We start from the raw sequence: 14,947 nt of genomic DNA, 5'->3' as shown, positions 1-14,947 counted from the left end.
GCCCGTTACTTACCTCTCAGTGCTTGTGTGCAGACTGTAATCGTCTAGTGTTCCATGTAATTCGATTTCTTCGTTAGTTTCTAACTGGTAATCGGCCGCTCTTTCCACCATTTCAATTATAGGATCTGCTGATCCATCATTCTGTCTTATATGGCGATTGTAAATATCGTCTAAGAGCTGGTCTTCTAATTCTATTTTCCTGTGTGTAAGTTCTGGTCCGTTAATTGGATGTACTAAACTAAATAGTGCGCTTTCTGCTCTTTCTTTTTCTCTTTCATATCCTTGATCCGTCTGTGCTTCGGCTTTGTATCCTTGGACTAAAGGATTGTAGCCCATGTCTACCCTAGCGTCTCTTATATCTGATACTTTGTTGTATCCTGTTGTGTCTATCCAGAACCAGTTGCTTTCGCTTTCCAACTCTGTGTTTTCTGTGTTTGCGTATGCAAATACTGTTCCATGTCCTCCTTGGTTGGCAACTCCTGTTTCAAATAAGTTTCCTTCACTCTCGGGTTTGTATAGGTCATTGGCTATCTCTCCTAGTGTTGCTGAAAACCAGTCATTTTCTGTTGATGGGGGGCCGTTGGCGTTTTCTGCTTGATGAATTTTAATTGCTGCTGCCCCAAACTTGAGGATGTCATGTGCATTTTTAGTCTCTCTAAACCCTTCTAAGGTCCAATGTCCATAATTGTAATCATCGCCATCATTGCTTTGATTAGGGAATCTTATTCCGTATTTGTTGCCGTCGTATTTTTCACTGGCGTTTTCCTGTTTCAAGTCATTTAATAGAAGGTTATAGACTACTTCTTCTGTCCATTCTTCCGTTTTCTTCTGTATTCTTTCCTCGTCAAAACTGTACGGCTCTGCCGTAGCTGTAGCTGTCTGTCCCGGTGTATCGGTTGCTGTGTCGGTTTGAGTCGTAATCTTGGGCTTTGTAGATGTTGGTGTTGGAGTGGGATTCGAAGTGCTTTCTTCTGTAGGAACTGGGGTACTACTGGTACCACCCAGAAGTTGTGTACAGCCGGTTAGCCCGAGCGCGCCGCCAGAAGCAAGTAATTGGAGAACTTGACGTCGAGATTTGTCATCCATGCTCGGTACTTACCTCTTAGTACTAAATTGGTAGTAAACTTCAAAAATGTATTTGTCAGAATTCCGGTAGAAAATCAGTTCTCCAGTATTTGGATCACCAAAGCCTCTGTAAGTTCGGACTCTTGATTTCTGTCTGCTTCTCGGCCTGTCCTGAGCAGTATTTCGAGTGCTTGTCGACAGTCTCCGCTGTTCTCTGCGACGTGGGTTGCGATCTTCTGGATTACTTCGTCGGGTACTGCTCCAGGCCGGAATCCTTGTTCAACCCGTGTCTCAAGGATCTCAGCTAACTGGGAAGCACTGTATGGGTTGAACTGTAGTGTTTGCATGGAGAGACGGCTCTGGCTTCGCTGGTCAAATTGGATCCTTGTAGGAGGCTGGTTTGATACGAGAATGGTTCCAACCGGGTTTTCAGCTTCTTGGTTGAGTAGTTGGAGGTCGTAGATTATCTCTGTGTCTTTGAGTTGGTCGAACTCGTCGATAGCTACTGCGATTCCACGGTTCTTGTTCAGCCATTCCCGTAGTTTGCTGAGAAGTTCGTCCACCGGTTTTCCTTTCCGCGGTGCCGGGTATCCCAACTGGATCAAGAGTTCTGTAAGCAGTGAGGGACGAGTGTTGTACTGCCAGGCATTGATGTAGACCGGCTTCACGGAAGTCTCCTCCTCTAACTTTTGGAAGACATGCCTGACACAGGTGGTTTTTCCGACACCTGCTGGACCGTACACCAGTAAGTTCTCTGGCTGCCTTCGTTTCGTAAGCGGTCGAACTGCATCCACAATCCGGTTGATCTCCGTATCCCGCCCAACCGGTTTCTCAGGCTGAAAATCCGTAGTTAGATAGGTTTCACTTCGCAGAACGCCTTTACCAGTACCGTTTGATTCAAACACAGCAAATTTTCCCCTCCACAACCACTGTTTGGGTTACGGCAGATTCTTAAACCATTCTTGGCCCCGTCTTTCGCTTGATTCCATAAAGTAGTCTAACGGAATTCCGCGGTATCCTCCCCACTTCAGTAAAAACAGTTGTCTCCTATCATTGGAAATCCGGTGACTGAAAACCTGTCTAACCATTCCCTCGGCAGTATAACTCTATGAAAAATGACTCCGTAATCGATGATCCTGCACCTCTTCAAACCAGCTATAGACCCAGTAGCTTTGTAGACCGTGAATCGGAACGAGAACAGATCAACCAGATACAGGAAAACCAGTTGAGAAACCTGTTTCTTCACGGGCCAAGAGGCACAGGCAAAACTCATCTACTACTGGATCATATTGAGAAGTTGCCCTCCTCGATCAACACCTGCTACATACCCTGTAGAAGATGCAGTACCCAGTACCAGGCCTTGAAACAGATCTACCAGTCTGTAACTGGAGAAAACCCTGGTGACGGCCACCACACTGCTAAGCTTCAAAGAGAGATACAAGACCGGACAACCGATGTAGAGACACTAATCGTTCTGGACGATGTCGACTTCCTTCTATCGAATGACGGTGACAGCCTTCTCTACAAGCTCTCACGGACCAATCCCGAAAACCTGAGTATAGTAATAATCTCCTCCCAGACCACGGATCTCTCCCAGAGACTGGAGGAACGTACATACAGCAGCCTTCAACCTTCTCGGATCGGATTCGAACCCTACAGCGCTGGAGAGACCTACCAAGTACTTGGCAAACGGGCCAGAGACTCGTTGAAACCGGAAACGCTTCACCGGAACGCATTGACCTATATCGCCTCCACGACACAGAACATCAGCAAAGGCTTGACCTGGCTCAAAACCAGTGCCAAGAATACGGAAGACAGAATCACAGAAGAATCTGTACGACAGACACAGAGACAAGCGTATCAAGACTACGTCAGTCAACAGCTACGGTACTTTACTCAGCACCACAGATTGCTACACCAAGCAATCGAGGAACTCGAAGAAGAACACGGCACGCCAATCAACACGGGAAAAATCTACGACCGGTACCAAGAACTCTGCAAGTCAGAGTCTGTAAGCAACCGGCGGCTGAGTGACTTCCTCAAAGATTTGGAGCTGCTCGATCTCGTCGAGGCCAAATACCATTACGGCGGTAGAAAAGGCAAGACACGGGAAATAAAATCATCCTCATTCTGAGAGATGATCATTACGAATCTGGTCTAACCTCGCATCATCAACTACCTCTAATCTTTCAAACTTATCCAGCAATATCGCCGCGCTATCTGTAACATGATTGTGGTCCGTTTGGGTCAGCAGGTTCTCAATACGATCAAGAATCTGTTCTTCTTTTCCATAAAATTCGTCGAACTCAGATATCTGATCAATCACATTGGATTTATGGCTATCGTTGAGATTGCTCTGGGTGAGCTGTTTGCTAAGACGATCCATGAAGCTCTGTCCGTTCTCTTCTCCAATGTGCTCTGTCAGAGAACTCAAAACCTCAATTAGTGGATCAAGATGGCTGGGATTCTGATTTCGATTGAACGACTGTACAAGCTCATTTCTCACGTCGCCCGCAACAGTTTCTTTCCGGTCTGTATCAGTATCCGGTTGGATATTATTCCAGAGGTCTCGATAAAGCTTATTGTCATTGTGGTTGCCTCTGAGCAGATCATCCATCTGGCTGATAAAGTTCTCTTGCTGAGGACCGTCCAGCTTTCCGAATATCTCTGAGATCGGCTCCAGGTATCGTCTTTTCAGAGTTACGTTATTTTCGTTGCTTGCTTGATTGCCGCAGAGCTCTATGAGTTCTCCCCACTTAGATTCAAACCGGTCTGGATATTCAGCGAAAATCGTTGTACCAAGCTGGCTATGATTGTTATTATTCTGTCTGATCAAATATTTCATCCTCTCGATCAGCTGCTGATTAAACTCTTCTGAAATCTCAGGCACAATCCTACTCTTTACTAAACTCTCATTGTCGATTGGATTCGGTATCCTTTGGAGGATCGATCTCGCCTCAGTCTCAGTCTTCACAATAGAGACCTTGTACTCCTCACTCATCTCAAAGATTCTTTCAATATCATTCACGTTTCGACTTTCGAAGAGTCCAGCCATCCACTCATGGAACTCCTGTTTCGAACTCTGCGGGAACGATTCGTAGAAATGGAATCCGATCTCCACAATATCTATCGTATGCTGATTGTTTTGTCCCTCAACTATCTTCTGTATACTCTCAAGCGCTTCTTCACCATCCGACTGAAGAATATCTCCTTCAATATCTAACAGCAGCCCCGATAGCTCTTTATCAACTATCTGCTCCTGATTTCCGGAATAAGATAGTCTATAGTCTAATAGATGGGTGACGTATTTGCCTCTCGCCTTCTTACTAGCTACGTCCTCAAAGAGAGTGTAAAGCTCTGTATTGACGTACTCATTTGCATTATCCTCGAGTTCAATCAGCGAAACCGCAAGTTCTAACGTTTCAAACCGGATAAACCGATCTTTTGCATCTGACGAAGATTCGATCTTTTTGAGCGCTGTCTTGAATTGTTCATCACTGAGCGATTCAATCTGTTTAGATACGTCTTGAGCAATTCCCTGAGGGATGTCCTCGGCGTGATCAATAAACGCCTGCAGAATATTTTCCTGTAGTTCAGTGCCGTCGGCTGTCAGAGAAGCGTATTCCCGAAGAAGAGACTTTGATTCGGAGTCCCTCATTTGGAGAACGAGAGGGAACACAGACTCGGCTTCTAGCTCGATCAAAAATCCTCTGCCAAGATCCGTTGTAAGATATTCTCCGAGCAGTTGAGTCAGGCGGCCTTGTGAACGCTGATCAAATTCCTCGAATACAGAGATGGTGGTGTCAATACTTCCAAAGAGAGGCTGTTCTCTTCTTTTTGTAGTATATTCTTCAAACGTGTTTTCGATTGCGCCGACATACGGCGAATAGTTTTCTACCTGTTCAAGTTCTTTGCGTACCTCTTCTTCTTGCCCGGTTCTAAGGTTTTGTAGGAACGCGTCAACATCTGTGAGACTGGTCGCATAGGAGGGTTCGGACAGATTTAGGAACGGATTCGGGTTCTCCACATGTATTCTTCGAGTCGACCGGAGAAATGCTTCTAATCTAGATTCCTGCTCTCCGTTTTTCCCGTTCTCATCCGGCTCTAATACTGCTTTAACGCGTTCTCGTTTATCTGAATCACTTAGCTGGTCTCGGAAGTAGTCATTGATATTTCCTAATAGGCGCGGATTCTCCGATAACGTCTCGTAGAACTCAGGGTATTCCTCCTCAAGGATTGAAATCTTAGCTAAAAATGGAATGTTTGCAGTGACCCGTCCTTCGGTCAGCGCCCCTGTCTCTTCTATTTCTTCTGCTAAAACTCGGAGAGTTGAAAGCCTATTGAGCGCGTGTTTGATCCTACGTGGATTATCGATATACGCATTTGTAACGACGTCAAGGGCTTCTTCACAAAACGGCTCAGAGAGTTTCACGCTCTCATTTTCGGCATACTTTTCAATATCCTCAGGTAGGAATGGCGGGATCCGGATGTGTGTCTGGAAGAATTTTCTGAGGAACTCTCGTTCGTTTTTATCTGCTTCAAAATAATCTCCTTTATCGATGGACTTGATATGGCTCTCAAGAGCCTTGTCATCACAAGGAATTAGATATATGCAGTTGTCGTTTTCCATGAAGGTCTTTAGAGATACAAGGACCTCATAGACCGTACTGCTTTCACATCGGTCCAGGTTGTCGATTGAAATTACAATCGTATCCGCCTCTGATTCTTCAATTATTCCCTCAAATATCCGTTGGTAGGAACCAGACCACTCTTTCCGCGGATGCAGAAATTTCTTCTGTAGTGTGTCTGTGGCGTCGGAGAGTCTTTTCGCCATTGAGACGAACAGCGGTGCCAGCAACAATGTGAGGACGCCTATCGAAACCTCCGGTAATCCAAAGTAAGCAAATGTTCCTGAAATAATAACAAGAAGTAGCGTAATTATGACTAGATGGGTTTCGTCCGTAATAAATTCAATAAATTCTGTCCAGACTCCTTGGCTTTCTCCTTCTACTTCTTCTTCCTCTACGTCGTAGAGCCTGCCGGTGATCTCTTCTTCGGTAAGAACGCCTTCAGGCTGGCCGATCTGGTTTCCGATCTGTTGATCGAGTTCGAGAAGAAGCTCTGTCCTGATAGAGCCCTCAGCATGCGACCATGCGTCAAATTCGACAAATATGGTGTCATCAAATTCCTCCTTGTTCCGAAGCCGTTCAAACAGCATACGGATGATTGAGGTTTTTCCCGACCCCCACTCTCCGAAAATCCCGATATGCCACGGAGGATCTGCGTTACGTAGAATTCTTTCCAGACTGTCAGCATACTCGGTATGGCCAAACTCGTCATCCTTCTCCGATGTAATAGCTCGGTCTGGTAAGAAGAGATCCTCATTCTCAGGCGGCATTATAACGAAAATGCTGTACTCCAATTATAAATAACCCGTCACCTTGTGGTCAGGGATAGGAAAATGACTGGTAAAATAAGATAAGCTACAATAGCTCCCAAATCGACTCTTGACCAACCTCTTTCAACTGCTGAAGTAGCTGTCTTCTCTCTTTTTCGAGGTCTTGACGGTCACGCCACCGTTTTTGTTTCTCCTCCCGTATCTCTTGGTAGAACTGGTTGATCCGCTGCTTCAGCTCCTGTCTCTCCTCCTGTTTACCGAACGACCGCTTCCTAAGATCTTCTAACCGTTCGGTGTACCAGTCCAGCTTTGACTCCAACTCGTCCAAACTCTCTTTGTGGATTGCTTCACGGCTTTCCAGTTGTTCCTCGATTCTTTCAAGTTCCTGCTCCAGCCGCTGCTTTTCCTGACGCTGCGATTCTTCCAGAAACGATTCGATATCAAAATCTTCAGTCAATTCTTGGCTGTAGTCGAAGTAGTCCACAGAAAAGTAATAGGTGAAGACTGTTTGAAGCCGGTTAGTCCTCACCCTTCTGCGTTAGAACCCGTTTTTTCTCGGAGTTCTCTTGCCTTCTCCTTGTAGAACCGTGGTAGCTGCTCAACTTCGTCTTCACTCCAGGAATGGATTTTCTGAAGTAGTTTTTCTGCCTCCGCCAGATCTCTTGGTAGAACTCGTCCCATACAACTGTAGAGGAGGAACGATGCTTTAGATCAGGAAGGGACAGTCCGTGTTACAGTTGGGTTTCGCATGTCCGGAATCTTAGCTCTCCAGGTCTTCCAGTCTCTCCAGTACTCCTTTTTCTTCCAACTCAGATAACCGTTCTAATACCTGTTTCTTGTTCTCCTGCTTAGAATCTTTCTTGAGAGATAGAGGTCTTCCGCAGTTACGGCATTCGCTGTAGGTCGACTGATTCACGGTGTTACAGAATGGACACTGGATCTCCGAGTCTTCGGATTCCTCGATATCTAAGCCGTATTCGTCTCTAATGGCTTCGTTGACATCGTCGTTGTTCAAATGGACGTAGACTTTAGCCCTGTCACTACCGGGTTTCCAGCCAGCGAACTTGTTCAACTGCTCGTAACCCATGAAGGTCGCTACTTCGGTTAACCGGGTGTGCCGCAGATTGTAGGGTCTTCTCTTGTTTTCCGGGATATTGGCGCGTTCACACGCATCTTTGAACCGGCGGCGGAAGCTGTCGTAGCTCCATCTGTCTCCGAGATCCGGTTTGTAGTTACAGGAGTCGTTGTGGCGTTGAGGGATTTCACCGCATTTCTTACACTGTTGTTGCTGTGTTTTCACCCACATCGGGACACTGGGATCCTCGATGTTTCCGAGTTCGCCGCCTAATGGGTGCTGGGCGATCCATTCACGTAACGGTCTTCCGCTTCTAACGAGTTGGTTGGTCCGGTCAGGAGTACCCTTGAGGCCTTGGAGGTAGATGAAGTCGCCTTTCTCATTGGAGGTGAAGTCGCCGAGGTTCCGAGAGAGGAGTTCTCCGGGACGTGCGGCTGACTCGTATAGAACCATCGTAAATGCGCGGTCACGGCTGTTGAGAAATCCTTGAAACAGGCTTTTCAATTCTGCATCTGTGAATATGTCTTCTCTTGAGACGGTGGAGCCTTTCTTTGCGTGGGCGGAGAAGAAATCTACCTTCTCTGGATGCTCATGTCCGCCGTTCTCCACCTTGTAAAATTTCTTGACTGCGGCTCTCATCGTATGCTTCGTTGAATCAGCGTAGCTGCTTCGGTTCAGGGAGGCGATCACTGTTTTAAGTTCGTCCTCCGATGCACCTCTATACCTGAAATTGTCGGGAGCGATGTTGAGAACCACTGATTTGAGTGCGGAGATCAAACGTCTTTGTCTTACTTCGCTGAGTCCTTCTGCGGCACAGTGATCGATAAACCGGTGGATGGCTTCGGCGTTCTCACTGTCGAGTTCGGAGTCTTCTAGGTTTTGGAGAGCGGTTTCGACGTCGACGTATTTTGTGGTGGACATAGAGTTGTAGTTCCTCGTGAAATGGAAGGAAAGAAGGGGTGACACCATGTTTCGAAAGGGTTCAAAGCTGGGAAAGCGCAGTGAACCCTCTGTTCAATGTTCTCCCACTCAACGTTTCTCTTGGGGGTTGAACCCCTCAATTCGGTTGAAGGGCATTGAACCCTTGATCAACTGCCCTCTCGGGGCTTGGTCTCAAGCGTTCAACGCTTTTCTTTGACTTGGTTTTCCCTTCTCCTTCCTTCATTTGGGTTTCCAAGAGAAATCTAGTCCTCAAATTTTAAATACCTTACATATTGAATAGGTGTTATGGAGTTCTCTACACGCTCAATCCATAACCTCATCGGAGATCAAGGGAATAAACGGGTTTCTCAGGCCTCCGCAAATGAACTTGGAAAACTCCTTGAAAAATACGCTGGCGACATCGCTGAAGAAGCAATAACTAACGCTGAGGAACAAGGTTATCAGACTATAAAGGAGAATCACATTCGAAATGCCTTGAACGGTTAACGCTTGAGGTAATATCTATTCTCAGGCCTCGATGAGATCTTCCTCATCCTCTTGCTTGATCGAGCCTTCAGGAAGATTGAGTATTTCTGCGGCCTTTCCTATGAGGAACTCTTTGTTTTCCTGTATAGCCTCAGGTGTCCAGTCAGTGTAAGGTGTCTCCTCTGCAATACGAAGCGTTGTTGAGAAGCTGGAACGGGGTTTATCCGATTCTCCTCGATAGATCTCTGCCTTGTCGGGGAACGGTTTCTGTGCGGCAGAGCTGTTTAGATCGTACTGGAGCGGTACAAGGTTACCAAGAGTGTTTTTCAACCGGCTTGCTTCTTCCTTGGTGAAATGGTTCTCCCAGTAATCGTACCGGTCCATCGCTTTCTCATACTTTTTCGGTAGCACATGCTCGATATGCAGGCCGCCACCGCTCTTGCTGATACGCTCCAGTGTCTGTGAGGTGGAACGATTGTATTCTACAGCGATCAGGAGGCTTTTGTGCCAGCTTTCGTTTCCGTACACATTCTCAGAGTGAAGACCATCGCGAACCCGTTCCGGGATGTTATCGCGTTGTCGCTTGTCTTCCATGTACTTCTGTATCTCCTCAAAGCTGTCTCCGTCCCGGAGTTTAGAGAGAATCTTGATCGACGGTATCTTGATCTTCTCGCTGGTGTAGTCGCCCATCCAGTAGGAGTAGTAGAACCCGATTAGTTCGTCGCGTAGTTTATCGATGTATTCGATATCTTTCTTTTTGGCCGCGATAAGAATGGTTTTCCAGTAGAGTTCGTGTTTCAGGTTCTCCAGGATAAAGATGTCCTGTGAGCTGCTGTTTTCGATCTCTTTGTAGCTGGTGACAAAGTCCCGTATATCTACGACAATCGACTTCGGATTATCTCCTTCAAACTCAGATTTCAGTTCTTCATATGTTGTCTGCTTCGCTTTCTGTTGCCGGAGGTACAACCGGTACATTCCGAGGATATCATCAAGGGTGTCATAGTCATCATCGACCTTCGTAGTGATCTCCTGCCAGACCTCGATAACATCGTCCTTGTCTTCTTTATCCTCCAAGTTGCTCAACAGGTAGCTTTTCGTTAGGTCTGAGACCGTCAGATCCTTGCCACGGGTGTTGATAGTTTGGAAGAGCCGGACAGCATGGGTTAAATCGTCGCTCGTAATACTGATGAGTTCGATTTGCTGGTCGACAAATTCAAAGAAGTCGTTCAGGTTCTCGGTCTGATCATCGAACTTATCCTCCAATTCATCTATAAGTATTCCTGCCGCCTTCGTATACCGGTTGTCTTGATCCAGTTGAAGCGTTTCCAAGACCGATTCCTCAAGATCGACCTGTTTGTTAGTTCTCAGTCTGGGTTTCTCCAATGCTCTCTCTTTGACTCTGCCCCGGACACGCCTCTTATTCTTATCACTGAGGTACTCCTTGAAGTGGTCATTAAATATGGCATAGAATATTGTGAGCGTGGTCAGTCTTTGCTGACCGTCCAAGATATCGAAACGATCGTCGCCATCCTCCTTCACCAAGATAACTGAACCAAGGTAGTAAGGGCTATCCCTGTCTTCAGACCACGACTCATAGAGATCTTCAACCAACTGCTCAATATGGGATTCCTCCCAGCTGTACGGTCTCTGATACCGCGGTATTTGATAGAGATCCTCTTCACCATCGAACAAATCACGGCACACAACCGGTTCCGGCGTGAAACTATGCTGCATTACAGAAGCAAATGAAATCCCTGTTCTTTAAACATTTTCACCGGATTATCAGTGTTTGTTCCGACCTGCCGAAACCGCCGAACACCTTAACTCGGAAGACTCTCCTCGGTGTTGAAGTCCCGAAACAGCCGAAATACCAGCCGATCTGTATCTAAACCGTTTTCCTCTACTCGCTGCTTCAGTCCATCCAGAATCTCTGGGTTTCGACAGGTGATCCAGACAGTGTCGAACTTCTCCAAATGCTTCTCAACATGCTCTATTTCACGCTGGTTATTTCCCATGGCCACCTCCACCACGAGTTCTGAGTTATTCAGGTGGACGTAGACGTCGGCGTCGAACATTTCACGTTTGGCGGTCCAACCCGCATTTTCGAATGCCTCCTTAACCTGTTTTTGCCAGTACCGGTGGACCACTCCTCCACGGCCCGTCCGTTCTAATTCGAGTTCAAGCTGTTCTTCGATGTAGTTGCGTCCCTTCTCAGTCAGCTCAAGCAGTTTCCGCTTCCCAGTTTGTGTCTTAACGTGGCGTTCGATTACCACGCCATGGTCAACGAGCTGATTCTTCGCCTTGTTTCCCTTGTAGCTGCTGGAAAACCGTTGGTAACGCTTTGTAAGAGGTTTGAACGGTGATTCAACAATATCCTCCAAAAGCCTATCTGCTTCATTCGAAAGTTCAGCTTCATGCTGTTTAGGATCATCCGGTACACTGGATTCCTTTTCTGCTTCCCTTGAACCGGTTGCTGAACTGAACTCCGGTGTCACCCTCCTCTCCTGAAATGAAAGACGGTTCCATTTCTCAGCCATCAGATTTTCCAGTCTTTTATCGGAGACTGATTTCTCCAACCGGTATTCATGAAGATCCACAGGCACAGGGTCACTGCTCCCGGACTGGACAACTGCTTCGCCAACACCAAGCTCCTGAGCGCACTCCCTTTGTCTCTTGGACAGGTTCATCGACTCCGTCACTGCGTCACACTGCTTCCGGTCACCTGTAGAAAGAAGGAACTTGGTGTAGGTGTTAGCCTTGATCGAATCGGTCAGCTTCGAAGCCTCCTGATCCGCAACCACCAACCCTTCACCGAACTCCCTCATCTTCGCAGTCAACTCATCAATCTCAGGAATACCCGACTCACTCTGCCGCTCCTTATACACCGAGAAAACCCGTTTACCCTCATCCAAGAAAAACAAATGGTTCAAACCCGTTCCTCTCTGATTCTTCGCCAACCGGTACTCGTAGACATACGCGAACAAGACTTCCATCAAAAAGTTCTGAACATCTCGACTCAATCCATCAAACTCGAAAACCACATTCCTCTCCAACAGTTCTCCGACTGAGTAACCCTGGCTGCAATCAAACACTGTTCCTGCAACCAAGTTCATCGCCTCCAACCGATTCAATACAGTATCACGGTAATTCGACTGCTTCCTGGCATAACTCATCGTATCACTCTGAATCAACGATTCCAGCTCATGCAAACTCGGAAACGGCGGCTCCAAACGCTCAAACAAGCCGTACAACCGGTAAAGCTGGATAATCTTCTTCATCAAATAATTCTTCGAACCAGATAGAAGAGCGGTGGAGTGACCGAATATCTCAGAGAACACTTGCGCCCATCTACGCGGTGAGACATCTTCCGGCGGCCTCAACGGATTAAACTTGAAACGGCTCCACGGCAACACCAACAACTCTGTTTCAGTTGCGAGATGCCGGTAATCCTGCTTCAAATCAAAAGCCCAAAACGGCTTATCGACCTCACTCATCAAAGAGTAGAACAAGGTCGTCTTTCCTGAGCCGGACTGACCGACCGCAAGCAGATGCTTCGTCAACTCATCCTGCGATAGACAGTACGACAAACCCTGAAACGTCTTCCCAATCTCGGCCTCCCCCAACTGCAGTTGAGGCTCAAAAGGATTCCTCCAATGCTGAACCGATTTACCGAGAATAGCCTTCTTCGCAGAATCTTTCAGGAACTCGCTCTGAGAAACACCTGCTGCCAATACCAGCTTCTGTATCTCCGGGTTATCAAGCAGATCATTGCTTTTGGCCAACTCAAGAAGATCAGTATTATCAGATCGACTCACGAGCGCCTATTTACTGAACTAATGTCTATAGAAGCGGGGGAAGACCGGATTTCCGTTGAGAAACAATTAGTCTACGCAGCGGCCCCGCCGTAGAATGCCTCTGCCTGAGCAACAATAGGATCAACCAAGTCCTCATGCTTGTACAGACTGAGACCGTTAGTTCTCATAACTGCCTTCACCTCAGTCTTGATCTCCGCTCTAATCTTCTCTCGGTTTGTCCAGTCAAGTTCCACGCTGTCCTTCAGATTCTGTTTGAGTTCCCGTGCGATAGTTTTCAACGTCTCCTCATCAATCTCTGTATCAGTGTTTGATGAAATTGCGTCATAGAACGCGAGCTCTTCATCAGTCAGATCCAGCTTGTCCTGACGGTCATCGGTTTCCTGGATCTGCTTAGCATAGTCTCTAAGTTCATCTATCACCTGCTGTGTAGACAGGAATCCCTCGTTATAATCATCTATCGTGTTTTCAAGCTCTTCCTCGAACGACTCATACTTCGCTAAGTTACCTTTCTTACGGGTCGTAATCTCGTTTTCCAGCAGCTGCCGGAGCATCTTCACCTGAAGATTCTCAAACTCAACTTCCTCCACATCCTCAAGAAACTCATCGCTTAGTACCGGCTTTTCCTTCTCCCATTTATCGAAGCCAGTCACTTCAACAAGATCCTCGATTCCGACACCTTCAGCTACTAACTCTTTCATCGCAGAGTCCAGATCTTCGACCTCATCCGGGTCACCGGAGTTGTCAATACTGTTTATAGCGCCGAGAACAGCTTCAAAGAACGCAACATCTGCGCGTATATCGCTTGCCGCAGAATTCGGAGTGACTAAGGAGTGAGCCTTTCTCAGCTCTTTCATGGATTTCCTGAATTCCTCTTCCCTTTCCTCAGTGACTAAGACCTCGTTCTGCGCCTTGTACAACAGTCTCTTCCGATTAATCTTGTCAAGTTCCGGCCAGTCATCATACTCTATTGCCGCGAAGAAGTCAGCCACCTCCTTGTGCTTGTCCTTCATCACTTTCACAGCTTCCTTAATATCCAGCATCGCATCATCACGGACTTCAGAAGTGTACTTGTCTAATGCTTCCTTCAACCGCTTACTGATACCAATATAATCGACAATCAGGCCTCCAGGCTTATCCTTGTATACACGGTTGACCCTGCCTATTGCCTGGAGCAGATTGTGGTTCTTCATCGGCTTATCGACATACAGGGTATGAAGATGAGGTGCGTCAAATCCGGTTAACCATTTGTCACAGACAACAGCAAGCTTGAACGAATCATCTTTATTTTCGTCTTGCTCTTTGAAACGGCGTTTTAGCTCCTCATTCGAGATAGGGTCGTCAATAAAGTCTTCAGCACCTGAGATCACGACACGTGTTTCCGGAGCCTCAGGAATCTCCCTGATTTTCCGGCTTAGGTTGACAGCGGCTTGTCGGCTGATCGCAACCACCATTCCCTTTCCTTCTATCTCGCGGTCATTGAAATGCTCCACAATATCTTCAGCGATCATCTCCGTACGCTCTTCACTGTTCTCGATGACACGGCGGAGCTGTGTCCACTTCCGTTTCATCTCCTGCTTCAAGTCATCAGACTTCGACTCCATCAACTCATTAAATCGATCCTCAATCTCCGGATCATTTACTTGGAGCTTGGCCAAACGGCTCTCGTAATAAATTGGGACTGTAGATTCGTCCTTTTCAGACTCCTTGATAGTATACTGGCTGATATAGCCTCCAAAAGTATTCGTTGTAGACCTGTCCTCTTTCTCTATCGGTGTAGCTGTGAAACCGAGGTGAGAGGCATTCGGGAGTCCGTCCCGTACATTAGTAGCTAAACTTTTGTACTGAGTACGGTGGGCTTCGTCTGCGACCACGATCACGTTCTCTCGGTCGTTTACCTCTGGGTACTGGACTTCGTCATCTGTGGTCTGGAACTTCTGGATCGTCGCAAAGATAATTCCTCCTGCTTCCCGATCCAGTCGATCCCTGAGTTCAACTCTGTTGTCGCTGTCCGCCCATTCAGCGTTCAAACCATGTTTCTCGAACTCCTTGTATAACTGGTCGAGCGTGTCATAGAAAGCCTCCCAAGGGAGGCCGCAGGGTTTGGAAACTGTGTCCACCAGCTCCAACGCCCTGCAAGACGTAGCTTCGGTTAACGACTTCTTGAATGCGGCGGCTACTGAGACAGTA

General features: G+C 47.0%; 11 protein-coding genes. 2 read left to right on the top strand and 9 right to left on the bottom strand.

The window, feature by feature from the left end:
* Positions 1 to 9: 9 nt before the first annotated feature.
* Together D1409_RS25000 and D1409_RS23350 are read right to left on the bottom strand one after the other, a co-directional pair.
* Positions 10 to 1,086 carry a hypothetical protein gene (locus D1409_RS25000; RefSeq protein WP_164471874.1) on the bottom strand — a complete coding sequence of 359 codons (1,077 nt, stop codon included), beginning with the start codon at positions 1,084 to 1,086 and terminating at the stop codon, positions 10 to 12.
* Positions 1,087 to 1,160: 74 nt separating this feature from the next.
* Positions 1,161 to 1,970: a Cdc6/Cdc18 family protein gene (locus tag D1409_RS23350; protein WP_123539368.1), complete on the bottom strand. Its 810-nt coding sequence runs from the start codon at positions 1,968 to 1,970 to the stop codon at positions 1,161 to 1,163.
* A gap of 203 nt (positions 1,971 to 2,173) precedes the next feature.
* On the opposite strand from D1409_RS23350, the gene D1409_RS23345 reads away from it, so the two are divergent.
* Positions 2,174 to 3,199 (top strand): Cdc6/Cdc18 family protein, encoded by a 1,026-nt coding sequence (locus tag D1409_RS23345; protein ID WP_123539367.1) that lies wholly within the window; start codon positions 2,174 to 2,176, stop codon positions 3,197 to 3,199.
* Here the strand turns inward: D1409_RS23345 and D1409_RS23340 are convergent.
* The 4 genes from D1409_RS23340 to D1409_RS23330 all read right to left on the bottom strand — a co-directional run bounded on the left by D1409_RS23340 (position 3,191) and on the right by D1409_RS23330 (position 8,459).
* Positions 3,191 to 6,463 carry a KAP family P-loop NTPase fold protein gene (locus D1409_RS23340; protein WP_123539366.1) on the bottom strand — a complete coding sequence of 1,091 codons (3,273 nt, stop codon included), beginning with the start codon at positions 6,461 to 6,463 and terminating at the stop codon, positions 3,191 to 3,193. The two genes, D1409_RS23345 and D1409_RS23340, sit on opposite strands and share 9 nt — an antisense overlap.
* 85 nt (positions 6,464 to 6,548) lie before the next feature.
* Positions 6,549 to 6,947 carry a hypothetical protein gene (locus tag D1409_RS23335; RefSeq protein WP_206425173.1) on the bottom strand — a complete coding sequence of 133 codons (399 nt, stop codon included), beginning with the start codon at positions 6,945 to 6,947 and terminating at the stop codon, positions 6,549 to 6,551.
* A 41-nt stretch (positions 6,948 to 6,988) separates the two neighbouring features.
* Positions 6,989 to 7,144: a hypothetical protein gene (locus D1409_RS24995; protein ID WP_164471873.1), complete on the bottom strand. Its 156-nt coding sequence runs from the start codon at positions 7,142 to 7,144 to the stop codon at positions 6,989 to 6,991.
* 79 nt (positions 7,145 to 7,223) lie between these two features.
* Complete coding sequence (locus D1409_RS23330) at positions 7,224 to 8,459, bottom strand: tyrosine-type recombinase/integrase (RefSeq protein ID WP_123539393.1); 1,236 nt, start codon at positions 8,457 to 8,459, stop codon at positions 7,224 to 7,226.
* Between the two features lie 306 nt (positions 8,460 to 8,765).
* On the opposite strand from D1409_RS23330, the gene D1409_RS23325 reads away from it, so the two are divergent.
* Positions 8,766 to 8,966, top strand: coding sequence for a histone (locus D1409_RS23325; protein WP_123539365.1), 201 nt, complete (start codon positions 8,766 to 8,768; stop codon positions 8,964 to 8,966).
* Positions 8,967 to 8,987: 21 nt separating this feature from the next.
* Here D1409_RS23325 and D1409_RS23320 read toward each other — a convergent pair whose 3' ends face one another.
* The 3 genes from D1409_RS23320 to D1409_RS23305 form a co-directional block, all read right to left on the bottom strand.
* Complete coding sequence (locus tag D1409_RS23320) at positions 8,988 to 10,679, bottom strand: DUF262 domain-containing protein (protein ID WP_123539364.1); 1,692 nt, start codon at positions 10,677 to 10,679, stop codon at positions 8,988 to 8,990.
* 86 nt (positions 10,680 to 10,765) lie between these two features.
* Positions 10,766 to 12,760 carry an ATP-binding protein gene (locus D1409_RS23315; RefSeq protein WP_235853721.1) on the bottom strand — a complete coding sequence of 665 codons (1,995 nt, stop codon included), beginning with the start codon at positions 12,758 to 12,760 and terminating at the stop codon, positions 10,766 to 10,768.
* A gap of 71 nt (positions 12,761 to 12,831) precedes the next feature.
* Entirely contained in the window at positions 12,832 to 14,877 is a 2,046-nt protein-coding gene (locus D1409_RS23305; protein ID WP_235853722.1) for a type I restriction endonuclease subunit R, read from the bottom strand.
* Positions 14,878 to 14,947: the final 70 nt, after the last annotated feature.

Origin of the sequence: Halosimplex salinum, assembly GCF_003730195.1 — an archaeon.
Classification (GTDB): domain Archaea; phylum Halobacteriota; class Halobacteria; order Halobacteriales; family Haloarculaceae; genus Halosimplex; species Halosimplex salinum.
Note: the sequence above shows the minus strand (reverse complement) of the source record. Positions and strands in the feature narration are given on the sequence as shown.